The 20,031-nt window shown below is 35.1% G+C and carries 16 protein-coding genes, 1 other RNA gene and 1 pseudogene; 10 read left to right on the forward strand and 8 right to left on the reverse strand.

Features of this window, described 5'->3' with window-relative positions:
- Positions 1-104 precede the first annotated feature (104 nt).
- The 3 genes from OZX59_RS01005 (at position 105) to ssrA (ending at position 2,762) form a co-directional block, all read left to right on the forward strand.
- On the forward strand, positions 105-1,106 hold the full coding sequence (locus OZX59_RS01005; RefSeq protein WP_277126288.1) for a class I SAM-dependent methyltransferase: 1,002 nt from the start codon (positions 105-107) through the stop codon (positions 1,104-1,106).
- A 44-nt stretch (positions 1,107-1,150) separates the two neighbouring features.
- Entirely contained in the window at positions 1,151-2,335 is a 1,185-nt protein-coding gene (locus OZX59_RS01010) for an acetate kinase (protein ID WP_277126289.1), read from the forward strand.
- A gap of 60 nt (positions 2,336-2,395) precedes the next feature.
- Positions 2,396-2,762, forward strand: a transfer-messenger RNA (tmRNA) gene (ssrA, locus tag OZX59_RS01015).
- 151 nt (positions 2,763-2,913) lie between these two features.
- Here the strand turns inward: ssrA and OZX59_RS01020 are convergent.
- The 5 genes and pseudogenes from OZX59_RS01020 to OZX59_RS01040 all read right to left on the reverse strand — a co-directional run bounded on the left by OZX59_RS01020 (position 2,914) and on the right by OZX59_RS01040 (position 6,223).
- Positions 2,914-4,037, reverse strand: a pseudogene (locus OZX59_RS01020) (site-specific integrase).
- Between the two features lie 132 nt (positions 4,038-4,169).
- A complete protein-coding gene (locus tag OZX59_RS01025) occupies positions 4,170-4,568 on the reverse strand; it encodes a hypothetical protein (protein WP_277126290.1) in 399 nt (132 codons plus the stop codon).
- 13 nt (positions 4,569-4,581) lie between these two features.
- Positions 4,582-5,358 (reverse strand): hypothetical protein, encoded by a 777-nt coding sequence (locus OZX59_RS01030; RefSeq protein ID WP_277126291.1) that lies wholly within the window; start codon positions 5,356-5,358, stop codon positions 4,582-4,584.
- Positions 5,359-5,372: 14 nt separating this feature from the next.
- Positions 5,373-5,726: a hypothetical protein gene (locus OZX59_RS01035; RefSeq protein WP_277126292.1), complete on the reverse strand. Its 354-nt coding sequence runs from the start codon at positions 5,724-5,726 to the stop codon at positions 5,373-5,375.
- A gap of 152 nt (positions 5,727-5,878) precedes the next feature.
- A complete protein-coding gene (locus OZX59_RS01040; protein WP_277126293.1) occupies positions 5,879-6,223 on the reverse strand; it encodes a hypothetical protein in 345 nt (114 codons plus the stop codon).
- Positions 6,224-7,349: 1,126 nt separating this feature from the next.
- On the opposite strand from OZX59_RS01040, the gene OZX59_RS01045 reads away from it, so the two are divergent.
- Positions 7,350-8,996, forward strand: coding sequence for a peptide ABC transporter substrate-binding protein (locus OZX59_RS01045; RefSeq protein WP_277126294.1), 1,647 nt, complete (start codon positions 7,350-7,352; stop codon positions 8,994-8,996).
- A 56-nt stretch (positions 8,997-9,052) separates the two neighbouring features.
- On the opposite strand, the gene OZX59_RS01050 is transcribed toward OZX59_RS01045, so the two are convergent.
- A complete protein-coding gene (locus tag OZX59_RS01050) occupies positions 9,053-9,928 on the reverse strand; it encodes a LysR family transcriptional regulator (RefSeq protein ID WP_277126295.1) in 876 nt (291 codons plus the stop codon).
- A gap of 149 nt (positions 9,929-10,077) precedes the next feature.
- Between OZX59_RS01050 and glpK the strand changes: the two genes are divergently transcribed.
- The 5 genes from glpK to OZX59_RS01075 all read left to right on the forward strand — a co-directional run bounded on the left by glpK (position 10,078) and on the right by OZX59_RS01075 (position 16,117).
- Complete coding sequence (gene glpK, locus OZX59_RS01055; RefSeq protein ID WP_277126296.1) at positions 10,078-11,583, forward strand: glycerol kinase GlpK; 1,506 nt, start codon at positions 10,078-10,080, stop codon at positions 11,581-11,583.
- A gap of 32 nt (positions 11,584-11,615) precedes the next feature.
- Entirely contained in the window at positions 11,616-13,358 is a 1,743-nt protein-coding gene (locus tag OZX59_RS01060) for an FAD-dependent oxidoreductase (protein ID WP_277126297.1), read from the forward strand.
- A gap of 187 nt (positions 13,359-13,545) precedes the next feature.
- Positions 13,546-13,941, forward strand: coding sequence for a hypothetical protein (locus OZX59_RS01065; RefSeq protein ID WP_277126298.1), 396 nt, complete (start codon positions 13,546-13,548; stop codon positions 13,939-13,941).
- A complete protein-coding gene (locus tag OZX59_RS01070) occupies positions 13,938-14,669 on the forward strand; it encodes a response regulator transcription factor (RefSeq protein WP_277126299.1) in 732 nt (243 codons plus the stop codon). Before OZX59_RS01065 ends, OZX59_RS01070 begins: the two co-directional genes overlap by 4 nt.
- Entirely contained in the window at positions 14,666-16,117 is a 1,452-nt protein-coding gene (locus tag OZX59_RS01075) for a HAMP domain-containing sensor histidine kinase (RefSeq protein WP_277126300.1), read from the forward strand. Before OZX59_RS01070 ends, OZX59_RS01075 begins: the two co-directional genes overlap by 4 nt.
- A gap of 40 nt (positions 16,118-16,157) precedes the next feature.
- Here the strand turns inward: OZX59_RS01075 and OZX59_RS01080 are convergent, their stop codons facing one another.
- Both OZX59_RS01080 and OZX59_RS01085 read right to left on the reverse strand, forming a co-directional pair.
- Positions 16,158-17,018, reverse strand: a complete 861-nt coding sequence (locus OZX59_RS01080; RefSeq protein WP_277126301.1) for an SPFH domain-containing protein — start codon at positions 17,016-17,018, stop codon at positions 16,158-16,160.
- A gap of 58 nt (positions 17,019-17,076) precedes the next feature.
- The gene (locus OZX59_RS01085; RefSeq protein WP_277126302.1) at positions 17,077-19,260 is read right to left on the reverse strand and encodes an LTA synthase family protein; all 2,184 of its coding nucleotides are present in this window, start codon (positions 19,258-19,260) and stop codon (positions 17,077-17,079) included.
- A 143-nt stretch (positions 19,261-19,403) separates the two neighbouring features.
- Between OZX59_RS01085 and OZX59_RS01090 the strand changes: the two genes are divergently transcribed.
- Positions 19,404-20,015 (forward strand): VanZ family protein, encoded by a 612-nt coding sequence (locus tag OZX59_RS01090; RefSeq protein WP_277126303.1) that lies wholly within the window; start codon positions 19,404-19,406, stop codon positions 20,013-20,015.
- Positions 20,016-20,031 lie beyond the last annotated feature (16 nt).

Here is a 20,031-nt window from a genome sequence, read left to right on the forward strand (position 1 = left end):
CTAAAAGTTTATTACCCACAAAAAGTTGACACTAACTTAACGAATGATTTTCTTGCATGCATTACCCTATTTCTATTAAAATATCTAAGAGATAGGGGAATATAATGGATAAAATCGAAGATCTTTTTAATAAATTTACGGATTGTGTTGAGTTTTTACAGGAAAGGTTGAACGTTTCATATAGTGATGCACTAATTGAAACGTTTGATAATCTCGAGAGCGGCAAAATCAAGGTTGAAATGGGTGCACCAGACAAAGAGTCTGTAGCCATATTAAGTCAGAAATATGCAGAGCTAGGATATGGACAACTCTCGCGAGCTACTAAGGTGCAACTTTTTACTTTATTAACGTTAAAAGCGGAAACTGAAGACAGCATAGATACCAATCAAATGCCAACACCGCCGCTAATTTCGACGGTAATAGCGTTGATGATGCAAAAATTACTGCCAAACAAGCAACTTACAGTTGTTGATCCAGCAATTGGAACTGGCGATTTATTGTATTCGGTAATTAATCAACTTAAGGGTGTCAATCATTCAAGTTTTCAATTCAAATTAACAGGTATTGATAACGATGAAGAAATTTTAAGTTTTGCAGATATTGGTGCACATTTAAATGACCTTAAAATTGACTTATATTGCCAGGATGCGTTAAATCCTTGGCTAATTGATAGTCCAGATGTGGTAGTCAGTGATTTGCCCATTGGTTATTATCCGGTTGACGAAAATGCTAAAAAATTTGCCACTAAGGCCCAGCAAGGACATTCATTTGCTCACTTATTATTTATTGAGCAAATAATTAAAAATCTTAAGCCAGCTGGTTATGCTTTTTTAGTAGTTCCACAATCAATTCTTGCGGGCAAGGTTGGGGCAGATTTTATGCCTTGGTTAACAAAAAAAGTTTTTATACGTTCGATAATCGAGTTGCCTGATAAAATGTTTAAAAATAAATTTAATCAAAAATCAATTTTAGTTTTCCAAAATCATGGACAAGAAGCAACTAATAGTGAAGTATTTCTCACAAAGTTGGACTCAACTAAGCAAGAGGAAGCACTGGTTAAACTTAATGTTAAGCTAAATGAGTGGTATAATAAAAACATTGATTAATTTGTGAAAAATTTAAAAGTTATTTGTGCGGAGGAATTTTATTTATGAAAAAAGTTTTAGCAATTAACTCAGGTAGCTCTTCTTTTAAATATAAGCTGTTTGCGCTACCTGAAGAGAAAGTTTTAGCTGAAGGAATTGCTGATCGAGTTGGTATCGATGGCTCTTCTTTTGAAATTGAATTAGCTAACGCAGAGAAGCACACTGAAGAAGTTGCTATACCTGATCAAGAAACAGCAGTTAATCTATTGCTAGATTCCTTAAAGAAATATCAAGTAGTTGATGATCTCAATGAGATAGTTGGTGTTGGTCATCGAATAGTTGCTGGTGGTGAAGACTTTGCAGATTCTGCAATTATTGATCAAGAAAAATTGCAGAAAATTTATGATTTAAAAGAGTATGCCCCTTTACATAATCCGGCAGAAGCTAAAGGCATTGAGGCATTTATGAAATTATTGCCTAATGTACCAGAAGTTGGTGTATTTGACACTTCATTTCATCAGAGTCTGGATCCAGTTCATTATATGTATTCTATTCCTAATAAATACTATGAAAAGTATGGCGTCCGTAAATATGGTGCTCATGGTACCTCAGTTAGATATATTGTTGCTAGAGCAGCTGAGTTATTAGGCAAAGACGCTAAGGATCTGAAGTTGGTTGTTTGTCACTTGGGATCTGGCGCTTCAGTTACAGCTGTTAGAGGCGGTAAGTCATTTGATACTTCAATGGGCTTTACACCACTTGCTGGTGTGACGATGGGTACACGTTCAGGTGATGTTGATCCTTCTGTTTTGCAATATATTATGAACAAAGAAAATCTTGATATTAATCAAATGATTGATATTTTGAATGATGAATCAGGCTTGGTAGGAATTTCTGGAATTTCTTCAGATATGCGTGACTTAGAAACTAATCCTGATAAAAAAGCTAGTCTAGCTCGTAATATCTTTGTTAATCGCGTAGTACAGTATGTTGGTTCGTATATTGCTGAAATGAATGGCGTAGATGCAATTATCTTTACGGCTGGTATTGGTGAACATGATAGTAGTGTACGTGAAAATGTTATGAAATCATTCGAATATGTTGGATTGGAACCTGATTTTGAAGCCAACAAGTCAAATGGTGAAAAGTTTATTTCTAAATCTGATTCAAAAGTTAAGGCAATGATTATTCCAACAGATGAAGAATTAATGATTGAACGTGACGTTGTTCGATTGGCTCATTTGAACTAGTTTTTTAGGTTTTAATTCGTATGTTAAGTGTAGTTTATGCTATAATTAAGAAGTCAAAACGGGGATGTTTTGGGATTCGACAGGCGTAGATTCGCATTGACTGCGATTTGTAGGTTACGGCTACATTAAAACGTTACAGAACTTTAACTGCAAATAAAGAAAATTCATACGCATTAGCTGCTTAGTTTAGCAGTTATGCCTTGCCTGGTATTGGATTGCTCATGTCTAGTATTGGGTATCAAATCAATGAGTTACGTTTAACTACCTCATCTGAATAGTTAAAAAGAGTCTGAGCAGATTAGCTAGTCCATCCTAGCTCTGTTATATGGCGTTTTGGACTAGTGAAGTTCAAATAATATAACTATGATCGTAGAGGTCAGTGATGGAATGCGTTTGGACAGGGGTTCAATTCCCCTCATCTCCATATCTATGTAAATTAATGTTAATAGGTGTTAAAAAACGCTGATTTAACAACATTCTTGTGAATAGATGTAAATGGTTAATAAATTTTAGTCTGTGGAAAGTCTGTGGAATTTCTACATAGAAAGAAAAGCACTACTCCGAAAGAGTGGTGCTTTTTAAATGTCTAAAAGTTTAATAGAATTAATGGCGTCTTTTTTGTTTTGGGTAGTTAAGTGAGTATAAATATCCATTGTCATTTCGATTGTTTCATGGCCCATTAGCATCTGAACTGTCTTGGGCTTAACGTTAGTTTCACTAATTAGTAGAGTAGCAAAGGTATGGCGAAAACCATGAATTGTTATTTGTTTTAAATCGGGATTAGCTTTATAAATAGCATGTCGCCATTGGTCAGGTTTGCTGAGTGTTAAATAATTTCCTTGCATTGTATGAAAAAGTTTGTTGCTGACAAGTGGTTGCTTCATTTCATAGTCCTGATATTCAATCAACAATTCTTTGAGATTGTCGGTGATTGGAAGAGTCCTAATTGACATTTTACTTTTTGGTGATTTTTTGATAGCCAACAGATAGTGTCTTATTTACTTCGAGGGTGCTTTTATCTAAGTTAATGTCATTCCAGGTTAGTGCCAAAGCTTCTGATTTGCGCAAACCGGTTGAAGAAAGAATCTTAAAAAAGGTATAAGCCCTAAGACTATATTTTTGCGCTGCAGCTAAAAAATCTTCAAGTTCTTGCCTAGTGTAAACATTTTTTCGTATATCTCTTCGTGGCCTAGAGGTTTTCTTGGGCATAATTATTCGCTTAACTGGATTTTCTTTTACATACCCAAATCTGATTGCATATTCGTATAAAGTACCAAGCTGTCTAACTACATCTTTGTATTTTACGATTTCTTTTGCTTTTTTATTAGCAAATTTTTGTATGTCTTTAACTTGAATTTTGTCCATGTACTTGTCGCCGAAAATCGTTTTGAGGTGGACTCTATACATTATTGCAATTTTATTGGCAGTTGATTCTTTGACTTGATCTTTATAGCTTTCAAACCAGAGCTTGTACAATTTCATCAACTTTAATTTGATTAGGACGTTGATATTGCTTTTCTCCACCTTGAGCCTTTAATTTGTTGTAAGCAGAAGAGGCTTCACTGTAGGTCTTAAATCCTTGCCGTGTAACATTGATTTTTTTACCATTTTCATCTGTGCCAAGATATGTTTGAAATTTCCAACGCTTTGCACCAGATTTAAGAGTGTATTCTTTAATCTCTTTATTTGTCCTTCTGGGCATGTTTATTCCTCCTTATTATGTTAAAATTGAGTGAGCAAAAGGGCATAGTATCCCTAATGCGGTTATTTAATCCTACAAGAGTAACATTTGGCGATGTGGCTCTTGTGGGATTTTTTTGTTGTAGAAATGATATTAATTTCGATACTTTTTTAAATTTTTCTTGTTATAGTACGCCAACCAATTGCTGGTGTTCTTATTATATATCCAAAAATAACCTTTCCCGTTTGCTGGCCCTATACCTGGAATATGTCCTTGAAATCCCCATGACCAAGATGCCATTTCTGCAACATGAACTACAGAACCCTTTTTAAGCCATTTTTTCTTCATTGGATATTCTTTGTAGCCAGGGACATTGGCGTTGATCTTCCAAATTTTAACTCGTTTAGTCGTAATTACTTTACGAGGATGAAGTGGTCTCTGCCAATAACTCGATTTAAATGAAGGAACAGCCTGCACAGTTTTCACTGATATAATAGCTGGTGAAATGCCTAGGGATACAGCCACAAACAAAAGTATAAGTTTCTTTTTCATAGAAGTTCCTTATCTATTTTAAAGTCAAATATAAAGAGTGACCATCTGTATGAATACCAGAATTAACTTCTGCCACTGTAATTTGATCACTAGGGCTTTGACTGATATTTGAACTAGTAAGTTGGATACCAAGGCTTTTACCTGGCTTAACTAAATAATCATCGTAAATAAATGTTAGTGGTACACCATTCATAGTTACTAGAACATATTTGTTAAAAATATCGGCTACATTAAGTTCAGTTTTAGACTTATTAGTAAAACTACAAAATAAGTTAATTGAATCTTGCTTATTTATTGCGTCGCCAATCGTCAATTGCCCTTTATTTTTTATATAGAAGATATTATCTTCTAAAAAGATATCATACTTTTTTGTCTTTTTGTTAAATGCTTTTTTCTCTTTTGCTTTTTGTTTTTTTCTCTTTGCAGCATTATACTGAGCTTCTGTTTCAAACCAATTAGCTGTCTTATGTGGGTAGCACCAATTAGAATATTTATTAAATGCCCAATAATAGCTAAACTGTAAAACTGATCTTATAGATTCTCTAGAACCTTTTTTAAGTACTTTCTTTTGAGCAAGATATTCATGGCCAACGCCTTCTTTATGCCATTTAATCTTTCGAATAGTTATATTTTTGGTTAAAACTACTGAATGCCACTTATTACCATATAAGTCTTTTTTACACCAATATGAGTATGGCTTGTACTTTGCTGCACTAACTTCTTGCGTAGATATTGCGGTTGGTATCAAAAACACCACAGCCATAACTAAAACTAGCCATTTCTTTTTCATAGTTATACCTCGTGCTATTTAACTAATTTATACCAACCTTTTGGCTTTGAAATGACCCAAAAGTATTTATGTTTATTAGATTTAAAATACCCATCAGCAAAACCCTTTTTGTGCATAATCCATTCGTATTTCATAGAATGTTCTATTTTTAATTCAGTACCAACTTTTAAAGTTTTTGATCTAACATAAATAGTTCGGTAAAGTGGAAATCTTTTTTTATTTTCGTAAGCCTTAACAGGTTTTATAACTTTGACTTTCCGCGGTTTGTACCACCATGAATAACTATGTGCTGAAACATTAGTGCTTATGCCGCTTAAGCCAAGCAGTAGGGCAGTAGCACCTGCTAAAACAATTTTCTTGGTTTTCATATAAACCCTCCTACATAATTGTGATAAAATAGTACACAGGAACCGCTGTCAAAGCGTGTTTGTTTTAAGCCTTCAAGATTCAACTATCAACCCGAGTCTTGAAGGATTTTTTGTTTAATTCTAAAATATGATCTTATACTTTTTTAGATCAATTATCTTTTTATCAATTTTAGTTTTTGTAGGTTTGTTCTTAGGATCTCTTTGTTGTGTAAAGTAGCATGGAATTTTTTAACAGATCCAAGCGATTTGTTTCTCTTTGTTCCAACAATTTCATTAATTGATCGAGATGATATAACATTTCCACTTCCTTTTGCTGCCTTAATAGTATAGCGCCCTGGTTTAATTTTGTTATTTTTACCTACTTTATAAGTTCCTGAAATAAGTTTAATTTTTTTAGCTGCTTGAACAGTGGTAGGCACGGTTTTGCCAATATAACCAACTGAAGTTATTGCAATAGAGCTAGCTGCTAGAAATGACAGTACTTTTTTATTTTTCATAATTTCTCCTTTAAAATAATAATATATTTGTTAATAAAAATGTTTTTCTATACAATAATATAAATATATCCGAATAAAACTATATATTATTTATAATAATTTTATACTTGCACTATTGAGAATAAATGTCAATATGCTTACGTAAAAATGTTGATGGATTTCTAAACAGTTTTATAAAGAAAGATGAAGTAAATTAAAAAACGATTTATTTTATTAGTAGGGTTTAGATTAAAATTACGTAGTGAAAAGAATATTTTTTTCAAGAAAATTTACTTTACGTAATAAAAATATATTATAATAAAGCAAAAATAGATAGAAAGCATAAAAAAGTAGAAAAGTTCTAATCTTTACTATCTAATTTAATATCACGGTTAACAAAGAAAGGCAGTATTATGGATCCGCTGGTATTGCTCTCGTACTTGGAATTCTATTATTTGTATTAAGAAAAGCAATTTACAGCAAAGGTGAATTGAAACTGCAGTTTAGCACGTTTGTTATATTATATTTTTTAAGTGGAAGTAATTATCAAAAGTAAAATATTTTTATTATTATAGTAGGATAGATTTTAATGGATCCAGCATGGTTGAGTTAGTATTAACTAGTTCGTTTGTTAAACTTTTTATGTGTGACGTATAACTAGGAATACTTTATTTCATAAACTAAGGAATATTAACAATACTTGAGCTTATTTGTATTTTTAAGGCAAGAAGTAAATTTTATGCTAGGTATGTTCTGGCTTGCAGGGGATAGTTAGTGAAGATGAACTAATGATTTTTCAATCTTTTTAATTTTTGAATGTTGATGTATCAGTGTTTTTTTACTGTATTCCCCACGTATGTGGGGGGTGATCCGTTTGAAATTGAACTGCACACCTTGCCAGTCAGTATTCCCCACGTATGTGGGGGTGATCTGAACATCTTGCGTTGAAATAAATACACCTTTTGTATTCCCCACGTATGTGGGGGTGATCCCTCAATGGGAACGTGGCGGCTATACTAGTCAACGTATTCCCCACGTATGTGGGGCCTTTTTTATTTATATTTAATAAAAAATATATTTACTTTTAATATTAAACGATGTAAAATTACAAAAACACTTTTACAGTCTCAAAATAGGGAGTTTAATAATGAAGGTAAAACGATTGGTAATAGTTGGAATAACCAGTTTATTAAGTATGGTAACTTTGGTGGGGTGTGGCACTAATAATAGTTCGCAACCTAAAAAAGTTAATAGTACTGCGAAATTTATGGTTAAGGATATCATTGCAACAATGGATCCGTCGCTCAATACTGATGTGATTGGCAGTCAGGCTGCAACAAATACAATGGAAGGTTTATATCGTTATGAGGGCAAAACGCTTAAGCCAGCACTTGCTACTAAAATTGTTAAACCGACTAACAACGGCTTGACCTATACTTTTCCTTTGCGACATTCAAAATGGAGCAATGGCGATGAATTGACAGCTGCTGATTTTGTCTTTGCATGGCGGCGAACAGTTGATCCTAAGACTAAATCACAGTATGCCTATATTTATGAAGGGATTGCTAACGCAGAAGCAATCACTGCTGGTAAAAAACCAGTCAATTCGTTAGGAGTAAAAGCTTTAGACAAATATACTTTGCAGGTTACTTTGGAAAAACCTATTCCATATTTTAATAAATTAATGACCGGTGAATTTTATTTTCCACAAAATAAGAAAGTTGTGAAAAAATGGGGTAAAAAGTTTGGCACAAATTCCAAAGCGTCAGTTTTTAATGGACCGTATAAATTGGTTAATTGGGACAGTCCAGATAATACTTGGACCGAAATAAAGAATAATAATTATTGGAATGCCAAAAATGTTAAAGTTAAAAAGTTGCAATATCAGGTAGTTAAGGATCCAACTACTGCTTTAAATTTATACCAATCAAATAAGTTAGATGATGTGACTATTAGTGGTGATAATGCTAAGCAAATGCGAGGCGATAAAGATTATAATTCTCGTAAAATGAATTCTATTTTTTATTTGGCACCTAACCTAAAGCGGCAGGCATTATTTAGAAATAAAAAGATTAGGCAAGCAATTTCATTATCAATTGATCGAGTTCAATTAACAAAAAAAGTTCTTGGTGATGGTAGTAAGCCGCTTAGTAGCCTGGTACCGCAGAATATGTCTTTTGATCCAGCTGATAAAACCAAGGATTTTGTGGATGAAGTTAAACCTAGTGCGGCTAAATATGTCAAGTATGATCCCAAAAAGGCTAAAAAGCTTTGGCAACAAGGCTTAGCTGAAACAGGTAATCAAGGTAAAAAGTTTAATTTAGTCTTATTAGGTGACGATACTGATGTTTCCAAGAAGCAATGTGAATTTATCCAAAATCAATTAGAAAAATTACCAGGAATAAAAATCACGTTAAATAATGTGCCATTCAAAAGTCGAATTAGTCGCTCTGGTAGTGGTGATTTTGACTTAGTGGTGACAACGTGGACGGCAGATTTTCCGGATCCAATTAATTTTCTAACGTTAATGACTTCTAAAGCAAGTTACAATTGGGGTAAATGGACTAATAAAAAATTTGATCAGTTAGTTGCAAGGAGTATGAAAGAAGATGCCAATAATGCCAACAGGCGCTGGCAAGATTTGAAGACTGCTCAAAATATTTTAAATGAAGAGCAAGGTGTAAGTCCGCTATACCAGCTCGGAGAAGCCCATTTAACTAAATCTCGAGTTAAAAACTTGATAATTTCACCTAATGGAAATTACAATTTGGCTACCCTGAGATTGACAGATTAATAATCATCATCTAAATCACTTTGGCTGTAACCAGAGTGATTTTTTATGCTCAAAAATCAACTTGCTGACAGAGCTTTGTTTAAAATATTGCCGATTGCCGGTTCCTTATAGATTGCTACTACATCGTATTGCAAGGTAGGAATTTCTGGTAAATAGCCAAGTGTGTCAGTATAGGGGATATTAAGTGGTAATTCTTTTGGATAAAGTGCTAGACCATGATTTAAGTAGACGTTTGTTAGCGCAGCGTCAAAGCTGTCGAGATAAATTACTTTTTGGTAGCTTATCTGCAATTTTTGCAAAATAATTTGAATTTTAGTCTGAACGTCGTTGCCATCAGTAGCTGACCATTTTTGTAAAAAAAGCGACTGTTTAGCTACAGTTTCGTTATTTATCGTCTGATTATGAAAAGTAGACTGATGAAGCAGTACCCCAAAGTTAGCAGTACCAATCTTCTTAATTCTGATATCCTTAATTTTGCTGACGGCAGTTGAGAAGCCTACTAAAATATCATAGTCATTTGCCGCTAATTTAGTTATACTACTAGAAAATTTTTCGGTATCAAGTTCCAATTGTAACTGTGGATTTAGTAATCTTAATTTCTTTGATAACTCGAGTGCCCAATGGCTAAATCCACGTAAATAGTGGATCTTTAGAGTTTGGTAACTATCATCTAGCTTGCTAACTTTTTCGTTAAAGTTATCATAATGCTTGAGCAAGGCAATTGAGTAATGATATAGATTAATACCAGCAGGAGTAACCTGAAAATGAGAAGTTGAGCGATCGATTAAATTAAGTTGGAGCTCATTTTCCAAATTTTTGATAGCCTTACTAATTGCTGTTTGCGACACAAAATTACGTTTAGCTGCAGGCGTGAATCCTTGTGTTTCCACTACATCAATAAAATATTTAAAAGCCAATAAATTGTATTTCATAAGTTTCTCCTTGAGCTTATAACTTTAGGTAATAAGTTATTATCATTCTATGTTAGCGCTTACCAAAAAGATAGTATAGAGTTAAAGGTGCAAGCAAGGAATTTTTACTTAAAACTTAAGATTATTAATATTAAAAGGAGTGATTCCAGATGGTACAAAAATATATCTTGGCAATTGATGAGGGCACAACCAGTACACGTGCAATCATCTTTGATCACAAAGGTAAAAAAGTAATTGAATCACGTAAAGAATTTCGACAATATTTTCCTAAACCTGGCTGGGTTGAGCATGATGCCAATGAAATTTGGAATTCAGTTTTATCGACAATTGCCAATTCGTTCATCAACTCTGAAATCAAACCTGATCAAATTGCAGGTATTGGCATTACTAATCAGCGTGAAACGACGGTTGTTTGGGACAAAAAGACGGGGTTACCAATTCATCATGCAATTGTTTGGCAATCAAGGCAAACTTCCAAGTTAGCTGATCAATTAATTGCCGATGGAAATCAGGAAATGATTCATCAAAAGACTGGTTTAATTCCTGATGCATACTTTTCAGCTACAAAAATTCGGTGGATTTTGGATCATGTACCTGGTGCTCAGCAGAGAGCAGAAAATGGTGAACTGCTATTTGGCACAATTGATACCTGGCTGGTTTGGAAACTAACTGGTGGAAAGGTTCATGTAACTGATTATTCAAATGCTAGCAGGACAATGCTGTTTAATATTAAAAAACTTGATTGGGATGATGACATTCTTAAGTTACTTAATATTCCGCGACAAATGTTACCAGAAGTTAAAACCAATTCGGAGGTATATGGTAAAACAGCAGATTACCATTTTTATGGTAGTGAGGTGCCGATAGCAGGGATGGCTGGAGACCAACAAGCTGCGTTATTTGGTCAGTTAGCCTTTGAACCAGGAATGGTTAAAAACACTTATGGTACCGGTGCTTTTACAGTCATGAATACGGGACATGAGCCAGAATTTTCTGCCAATAATCTATTAACAACGGTTGCTTATGGTATTAATGGTCAGGTAAATTATGCTCTAGAAGGCAGTATTTACGTTGCTGGATCGGCTATCCAATGGTTGCGTGATCAAATGAAAATTATTAGCGACGCTACAGAATCGGAAACTGCGGCTCGTAATTCAAGCGATCACAATGAAGTTTTTGTGGTTCCTGCTTTTACTGGTTTGGGTGCGCCATACTGGGATTCGGAGGTGCGCGGAGCAGTCTTTGGCTTAACTCGTGGCTCTTCACGTGATGACTTTATTAAGGCTACACTGCAATCACTGGCATATCAAAGTCGTGATGTAATTGATACCATGCATCAAGATACTGAAATTGCTATTCCAAAACTTAAGGTCGATGGTGGTGCTGCTAATAATGATTATTTAATGCAATTCCAAGCTGATATTTTGGGAATAGAAATTGAACGAGTTGAAAATTTAGAAACCACGGCTTTGGGTGCTGCCTTTTTAGCTGGTTTAGGAATTGGTTTTTGGCATAGCCTCGATGAGTTAAAAGGTATTCAAAAGGTAGGTAAGGTCTTTAAGCCGCAGATGAAACCAGCTGAACGGGAAAACTTATACAAAGGCTGGCAATCTGCTGTAAAGGCGGCTCAAAGTTTTTCATATCATGCCCTTTAATAGTAATAATAATTTTTAATGGAGGATAACAAATGGGATTTTCACTTAAAACTAGAAAAAAAGAAATCGAGCAGCTAAAAAATATTGACTTAGATTTATTAGTTATTGGTGGTGGCATTACTGGTGCAGGAATTGCCTTGCAAGCTAGCAGCGCCAAAATGAAAACTGGATTAATTGATATGCAGGACTTTGGCGCCGGAACTTCATCGCGTTCAACTAGACTAGTTCATGGCGGGATACGCTATCTCAAAACTTTTGATGTACAAGTGGTGTCTGATACGGTTAAAGAACGGGCGGTCATTCAACATATTGCACCGCACATGACCCAACCAGATCCAATGATTTTGCCAATTTATGATGAGCCAGATACTACATTTACAATGTTTTCGGTTAAGGTCGCTATGGATTTATATGATCACTTAGCTGGTATCGAAGGAGACTCCCCATTAACTAAATATGCCAATTATACGATTGATAAAGCAGAAACGTTAAAACGTGAACCGCAACTAAATCCAGTTAACTTAGAAGGCGCAGGGGTTTATTTAGACTATCAAAATAATGACTCTCGGCTAGTTTTGGAAAATGTCAAAAAGGCCCACGAACTTGGCTGTTTAGCGGTTAGTAGGCTAAAAGCAATTAAAATTTTACATAATGAAGCCAAACAGGTTAATGGCGTAAGAGTTAAAGATTTGCTAGATGGAACAGAATTTGACATTCATGCTAAAGTTGTTATTAATGCCGCTGGTCCGTGGTCAGATGAAGTCAGACAGACAGATCAGTTAACTTATAAGGAAGCCCGTTTGCGTCCAACTAAAGGGGTTCATTTGGTAGTTGATCAATCGCGGCTAAAGGTTCCACAACCAACCTATTTTGGTTCAGGCACCGCAGATGGCAGAATGATTTTTACCATTCCAAGAGAAGGGAAAACCTATATTGGTACTACAGATACTGATTTTCATGGTGATTATAATCATCCAGTTGTTGAACAAAGTGATGTTGATTACCTACTAAAGATCATCAATCGAAAATATCCTACAGCACATTTAACACTGGCTGACGTTGAAGCTAGTTGGGCAGGTGTACGGCCATTAATCGGCGTAGAAGATGCTGGTAATGCAGCTGCTGATGCAGTGACTGGTGCCAGCGTTTCAGATAGTACCTCGGCGCCTTCTGCTGTTTCTCGAGGAAGTTCATTGACAACTGCTGATGATGGACTTATTACGCTTGCAGGTGGCAAGCTAACTGACTACCGGATTATGGCTAATGGAGCAATGGAAAAGATTGCTCAAAAACTGCATGATGATTTTGGAGAAGCTTTTGTTTTACCAGATTCAGCTAAAGTCAAAGTTGCGGGTGGCGATTTTGATTCAGACAATGCAGAGGCAGAACTAGCAAAAATTGCGCAAGCCGGAGAGGCAGTTGGTATTTCACCAGCTGATGCTCAAGAAATTGCTAGCCTGTTTGGTTCAGAAGCAGCCAAAATTTATGACCGTGCTAAGCAAATTACTCCAGAACCAGGACTTACTTTGGGACAGACTGCAGCACTGGATTATTCCTTAGCAGAAGAAATGACGCTCACACCAGTTGATTATTTATTGCGGCGCACATATCATGTCTTATTTAAGAATGATACTTTAGATAAAGTTAAAGTGGGTGTTGTTAACCGCATGGCTAATTATTATGGTTGGGATCAGCAGCAACTGGATTATTGCACACAAGAACTAGAACAAGTAATTGCAGATTCTCGGCTTGAAAGGTTAAAGAATACTAATTAAAGTAGCATGCTTAACACTATTAATTTTTAAGGGACTAACTTCCAATTGATTTTTGGAGGTTAGTCCTTTACTTTTTACTAATTAATTTGTTAAATTATCAATACAATTTTTATTTTGCTTGTGAAAAGTTTAAAATTAAGAAAGTAATAACTATTTTTGTTAAGCGAAGAAATAGAAAGGGGAAAGGATGATATACATTGCTTGTGGTTTGCTAATTTTAGGTGTGGGACTTTTGTGGTTAATTGCACCAGCTAAGCAGGCTAATCCACTTTATGGTTACTCTTCATACTTGGCTCAAGTTAATCAAGCTAGTTTTCAGTTTGCCCAAAAACGAGCAAGTCAATTTTGCATTATTTTTGGACTACTTCAACTTGGAATTGGAGTAGTGATCCATCTTTTGCAATGGGATCGGTATTTTTTGCTGTGGTTATTGACGTTTTACTTTTTTATTTTATTTCCAATTGTGGCAACGGAAAAAAGTTTAAAAGCATTTTTGCAAAAACGTCATGAATTACCACCAGATTATGTGGAACCCGATCAAGTAAAACACGAAAAAACTAAAGGACTTAAGGATCGAAAATGAAGCTTAAAATTTTAATGGTTGAAGATGATGCCTCAGTTGCTGAAATGATGGGTATGTTCTTTAAAAAAGAGGGTTGGAGCCAAGAAGTAGCTGTTGATGGCGAGGAGGCAATTGCTAAGTTCACCAAACACCCAGACCAATATGACTTAATTACTTTAGATCTGAATTTGCCTAAAAAGGATGGGATTCAAGTTGCTAAGGAAGTTCGCGCGATTTCACCAACTGTTCCTATTATCATGTTAACAGCCCGTGATAGTGAGGCTGATCAAATTTTAGGATTAGGTGTAGGAGCGGATGACTATGTTTCTAAACCTTTTAGTCCATTGGCACTGATTGCTCGAATTAAGGCACTATTACGCCGAATTATGATTGAGGATAATCAAAAGCTGGTACAGGCAAGTGACAAACCTGAATCTTTTGATCTTACTACCAATCATGTACAAATTTCCAAAACTAGACGCGAAGTACTGTTTGATGGTCAATTGGTAGATAATATTACACCGAAAGAATTTGACTTGTTGTATACGATGGCCCAAAAGCCAAAGCAAGTCTTTTCGCGTGAACAATTATTAGAGTCCGTTTGGGGCTACGATTATTTTGGTGAAGAAAGAACTGTTGATGCACATATTAAAAAATTACGGCAAAAATTAGAAAAAGTTGGTGCTAACGTAATTCAAACAGTTTGGGGTGTTGGCTATAAGTTTGATGATTCACAGGCAGACAAATGAAGTTAATTTATCAACATCTGCTTAGCTTTTTACTAATAATTTTTACTACGGTTGCGATTATTGGTTATGCGGAAATCACGTATGTTACAGATCAAGCTTATACCCAAAACTATCAGCGCATGGATGATTATGCTGCTTCTTTAAGTGATTTGGCTGTTGCTAATCAAAAAAATGGAACGGTTACGCTTAATTCAGAATTCTTAAATCAATTACAATTTGTTTTACGTAGTGATGACTTGCATTTGAGAATTTTTGATGCAGCTGGTAAGCAAATTTATCCTAAAAATGAACAAAAATTCTGTTTACCCCAGTCAGTTTTTTCTATTTTGAACCAGGGACGTGAAATTCGGGTAAAAAATAATAATGATTCGAAGGCCTATTTTGGACATACTAAGGACGCTTATACTGGGGTATTAGTTCCATGGACAAATAAAAATAAGTTGATTGGGTCGATTTGGCTAGGTTCACGAGTCAAGAATGTGGAGCGCTCAATTGTCACTGCTAAGCATAACTTATTTAATGCACTAATTATTGCCTTGATTGTTGGATTAATTTTGAGTCTAGTTTTGTCATATTATTCAACTAGCAAAATTAAACGATTATCACGGGCAACTAAAAAGGTGCAAGCTGGCGACTTTGATGTTCAGATTAAATATCAGGGAAATGATGAAATAGACCAATTAGCTGCTAGTTTTAACCAAATGGTGCGTACGCTAAAAAAATCTAACGAAGAAGTTAGACAACAGGAAAAGCGCCGAGATCAGTTTATGGCTGATGCTGCTCATGAAATGAGGACACCACTTACAACGATTAATGGTATTTTGGAAGGCTTACAGTATGATGCGATTCCTGAAGAATCGAAGCCAAAATCGATTGCATTGATGAGTAGGGAAACTAAACGTTTGATTCGACTAGTTAATGAAAATCTTGATTACGAGAAGATTCGTAATAACAAGGTTAATCTTACTAAGACTCAGTTTAATGCAACTAAGGTGCTAGAGGACGTTAAGATTCAACTCAAACAAAATGCAGTTAAAGCAAACGATCAGTTGCAGGTAATATCACCGCAAAAATTGCTGATTTATGCTGATCGTGATCGCTTTACCCAAATTGTTGTTAATTTAGTCCAAAATGCTATCCAATTTACTACTAATGGTCAGATTACGATTACTGGTCGCAGGATTGAACATGGGAGTGAAATCGTCGTTACGGATAATGGAATTGGTATGAGTCAAGAGCAGATGCAATATATTTTTGAGCGTTTCTTTAAGGCTGATCCTTCTAGAGCAAGACTTGGTAAGGGAGAGTCAGGGTTAGGTCTAGCAATCGTTGCTTCATTGGTTAAACAGCATGGCGGTAAAATTAGAGTTAATTCGGTACCAAATCAAGGGTCAACGTTTGTGATAACGATTTATGATCAGGGTTATGAAGAAGTTATTAGTAAATAAAGAAGCACTACCAGTTAGTTTGGTGGTGCTTCTTTAAATTCTATTTATCTTCTGTTTGTTGCCATACCTTTGCGGTAGCTGGGATCTTGCCTAGATTGGTAATATCGTCTTTATCAACAACAATTAAATTATTTGGCCCTGTGGCCAAGTTATTGAAACTATCTAAACTTTGATTCTTAAAATAACCATCGCTTGCATCGGCTAAACTTGCTTGCAGTTTAGCAATTCGGTAAGCTTCTGCGTCTGCTCTAGTTTTGACCGCTTCGGCATTAGCTTTAGCTGTGGCAACTAGCGCCTCATTTTTAGCTTTAGTAGTCAGTTCAATGTTTTTTGCTTCACCTTCAGCTTTTTCAATCGCAGCAATCTTTTCACGATCAGCAGTTAGTTGTTTGTCCATTGCCTTTTGAATTTCAGTACTTGGCAAGAGCTCATCAATATTGACCCTAACAACACGAATCCCATAAATGTCAGTCAAATCACCAATTGCATCTGACAACTGGGCGTTGATCTCGCTAGTTGAGCCCAAGGCATCATTAAGATCCATCCGCCCAATAATATCACGCAAGTGACCTCTAATTAATTCAACCATCGATTTAACAGAATCAGTGTTATTGTAAAAGTATTTATATGAATCAGTAACTAGGTAATTTAAAGTTAGACTAGTTGTGATTTCTGCATTGTCTTTAGTGATAATTGAATATTTGGATATTTCTGCTGGAAACATTGCCAAAGATACACGGCGAATATGTTGGACTAATGGAATGATGAAAACAAAGCCAGCCTTAACGGTTCTAGAATACTTGCCAAGCGTTTCAATCAGTCCCTCATTGTTTTGTGGAATAACTCGAAAGCCAGATAGCAACACACAAATTAATAAAATTATTATAATAGCTTTAAGCATTATAGTTCTCCTTCAATATCCTATACTATAATTTTTACTATTAATTATAATCTTTTTATTATTTTTTACTATCTTTATTTTTAGCCTTTTTTTGCTGACTTAACTGATTATTTTTCACATCTGCTGGAATTTTGGTAATATCATCTGAACGATTTTTGAGTTGGGGAGCATCAGTTTTGTACAGTTTAGTAGTGGTGCCGTGATGACGACTAATTAAGGCAGTTGAATTCGTCTTTAATTTAGTAATGATATCTTCCATCTGCTGATAGTTTGTCAGATAATCAAATTGTTCAGGATTTACTGGTTTAAAACCAACTGGAGTATAGAAACGCAACAAGTTATGATTATTTAACAAATCAGAGTATTTGAGTGACTTTTTAGCCTTTTTAGCTAAAGCATTAATTTCAGTTTTTTCTTGTTTGGTAAAATTAATAATTTGTTTGCCGGTTTTACGATCATAGACATCACCTTTTTTACCTTTTCCGCCAATGATGACATATTTTTGACTGACCACAGTTCCATTTCTGAAGACAAGCCAAGGTTGGTATTGTTTAGAAAATAAGTCACTGCCGAATTGGATGTAATTTTGGTTAGAAATCCCTAATAAATGAAGAAGTGTTGGTAAGACATCGATTTCTCCAGCTACTTCTTTTTTTATTTGACCTTTTAGGTTAGGTGCATGGATCATGAAGGGGACGCGCTGCATTTGGACATCATTATAACTATTCCAGGTATCAGCACTTTCTCCAATAATGGGGGCTAGCGTCTGATTTTCTGAATTACTTAGTCCGTAATGATCGCCATAGATAATTACCATAGTGTTTTTAATTAATCCAGATTTAGTAAGGTAATCGAAGAACTCTTTGACTGCTTGATCAAGATAATGAGCTGTTTCAAAGTAATTATTGATTGATTTATCACTGGTATCGGTAGTCTGAAAAGCTGGATCAAGGTCCTCTTTGTCCATATCAAATGGGGTATGGTTGGTGAGTGTAATGAATTTACTATAAAAGGGTTGTTGCATGCGTTCAAGGTATTTGATACTTTCATCAAACATCAGCTTATCCTTAATGCCATAACCTAGAGTATCGCTTTTGGCGTTACTGAAGTATTTTTGATCAAAGAAATAATTATAGCCCATGTTTTTGTAGACATCATCGCGATTCCAAAAAGTACTAGCATTACCGTGAAACACTGCAGAAGTATAGTTACCATTTTCGTGTAAAATTTGTGGAGCTGCTTGAAAAACATTGCTACTGCCAAGAGAAGTGAAAAGTGAGCCGTCAGAAATACCATAAGTGCCAGTTTCAAGCATATTTTCGGCATCACTTGTCCGTCCGACACCAACCTGATGATAGAAATTGGCAAAACTAATTGTATGCTGATTATTGTAAAGTGAGTTAAGAAATGGTGTCACAGGCTTGCCATTAATCTTTAAGTTAATCAGAAATTGCTGAAAACTCTCGAGGTGGATAACAATTACGTTTTTGCCCTTTTCCTTACCAAAATACTGTGAATTAATTGGCAGTTTGCTTTGCTTGGTAAACGCTAGAACTTTATTCAAGTCAGCCGCATTGGCATTGCGATTTGTTTGTTCAGTTTGCTCATTTTTCACAGCATCATAAACAGTATAGGTATCGATTCCCAAGTATTTTACGACATAAGAACGATCAAAAGTAGTCCCCAATAGGCGCGGTCTGGAGGTTTCTGCTAAGAAAATATTAGTAACTAGTATTAGGACACCAACAGTGCTTGCAGCAAAAGGTGTTAGTAACCCATAAGAATGTTGATCTACTTGGAGCTTATGACTGCACAATAAGATCAAAATGATAATTAGATCGAGCCAAAGTAAAAGGTCACTTGGTTGCAATAAGGCAACGGCACTTTTACCTAGGCCTGGTGCTACCTTGCCAGCATTAGCGATAGTTTTAACAGTAATAAAATCGGAAAACTGCCGATAATATAGAACATTAGCAAAGAGCAAACCGGTGTTAGCAAAATCCATTAGCAGCATAACGCCGTATGATACTAGGGGCTTAGGAAAGTAAAACCCGATACTGAACAAAAGAGTGGCTGTTCCAATTGGGCTAAGCCACATAATGAAGTGCTGGTAAGGATCGTTGATTCCTAAATTGAAGTCATGATAAGCGGCAAAGATATATTTCAGAGTAAATAAACTAACTAGTAAGATGAAAAATCCAGTTCTGGTTTGAATAAAATTGATTAATCGCTTTTTTTGCAAAATGAACTCTCCTTAATAGTTTTAATTTTAATAGTTTAGTTAGCTTTAGTCATTTTTTTCGACATTGTTAGTCATTTTTTAAGATTTATCATACCAAAGTTTTGTATAATGAGCTGTACTCTATTTTAGGAATTGATCGAGATATGATTTTTTTAGGACCACTTTATAATTTACTTGCTCAAAATTTTGCTACTAAACTTAACCATTTTGCCTTAGTCAAATTGACGATGCTAGCGATTGATAAGACTCTATTTTACTTTTTATTGTTTGCTTTATTGCGATTGGTTTGGCTATTGGCAGTAAGAAGACGCCGGACAATCAAATCAGAAGCTGGGGTCTGGCTATTTAGTTTTTATCTAATTTTATTACTAATGGTAACTACTTTCCGCAACACTTATTTTCCTTGGCAATTATCGTTTGATTTTAGTCGTCCGTTGAATGAGATTAATTTAACCTTTTTAAAGGAAACATGGAAATTGTTTTATGCCAGTAGTCAATTGGATTTTTTTTACAATTCATTAGGTAATATCTTATGCTTTATTCCATTTGGTTTTTTGGCGCCGTTTGTTTTTTCAAATAAGCAATCTTTTTGGCGAGTTATACTAGCTGGAATTATTTTATCAGTTTTTATCGAAGGGATGCAGTTTTTATTACAGACTGGTGTTAGTGATATTGATGATGTTTTTTTTAATAGTTGTGGGGCAATAATCGGTTATCTATTTTATTGGTTAGTTAATCGCTTTCGGTCTAATTAAGGCAAACTTTTTAAAA

It is taken from the genome of Lactobacillus sp. ESL0681, from assembly GCF_029392835.1.
Lineage (GTDB): Bacteria > Bacillota > Bacilli > Lactobacillales > Lactobacillaceae > Lactobacillus.

What these genes read in the sequence shown, in the direction of transcription:
- OZX59_RS01005 (WP_277126288.1), top strand. Translation starts at nt 105, where the DNA reads ATGGATAAAATCGAAGATCTTTTTAATAAATTTACGGATTGTGTTGAG.
- OZX59_RS01010 (WP_277126289.1), top strand. Translation starts at nt 1,151, where the DNA reads ATGAAAAAAGTTTTAGCAATTAACTCAGGTAGCTCTTCTTTTAAATAT.
- OZX59_RS01025 (WP_277126290.1), bottom strand. Translation starts at nt 4,568, where the DNA reads ATGAAAAAGAAACTTATACTTTTGTTTGTGGCTGTATCCCTAGGCATT.
- OZX59_RS01030 (WP_277126291.1), bottom strand. Translation starts at nt 5,358, where the DNA reads ATGAAAAAGAAATGGCTAGTTTTAGTTATGGCTGTGGTGTTTTTGATA.
- OZX59_RS01035 (WP_277126292.1), bottom strand. Translation starts at nt 5,726, where the DNA reads ATGAAAACCAAGAAAATTGTTTTAGCAGGTGCTACTGCCCTACTGCTT.
- OZX59_RS01040 (WP_277126293.1), bottom strand. Translation starts at nt 6,223, where the DNA reads ATGAAAAATAAAAAAGTACTGTCATTTCTAGCAGCTAGCTCTATTGCA.
- OZX59_RS01045 (WP_277126294.1), top strand. Translation starts at nt 7,350, where the DNA reads ATGAAGGTAAAACGATTGGTAATAGTTGGAATAACCAGTTTATTAAGT.
- OZX59_RS01050 (WP_277126295.1), bottom strand. Translation starts at nt 9,928, where the DNA reads ATGAAATACAATTTATTGGCTTTTAAATATTTTATTGATGTAGTGGAA.
- glpK (WP_277126296.1), top strand. Translation starts at nt 10,078, where the DNA reads ATGGTACAAAAATATATCTTGGCAATTGATGAGGGCACAACCAGTACA.
- OZX59_RS01060 (WP_277126297.1), top strand. Translation starts at nt 11,616, where the DNA reads ATGGGATTTTCACTTAAAACTAGAAAAAAAGAAATCGAGCAGCTAAAA.
- OZX59_RS01065 (WP_277126298.1), top strand. Translation starts at nt 13,546, where the DNA reads ATGATATACATTGCTTGTGGTTTGCTAATTTTAGGTGTGGGACTTTTG.
- OZX59_RS01070 (WP_277126299.1), top strand. Translation starts at nt 13,938, where the DNA reads ATGAAGCTTAAAATTTTAATGGTTGAAGATGATGCCTCAGTTGCTGAA.
- OZX59_RS01075 (WP_277126300.1), top strand. Translation starts at nt 14,666, where the DNA reads ATGAAGTTAATTTATCAACATCTGCTTAGCTTTTTACTAATAATTTTT.
- OZX59_RS01080 (WP_277126301.1), bottom strand. Translation starts at nt 17,018, where the DNA reads ATGCTTAAAGCTATTATAATAATTTTATTAATTTGTGTGTTGCTATCT.
- OZX59_RS01090 (WP_277126303.1), top strand. Translation starts at nt 19,404, where the DNA reads ATGATTTTTTTAGGACCACTTTATAATTTACTTGCTCAAAATTTTGCT.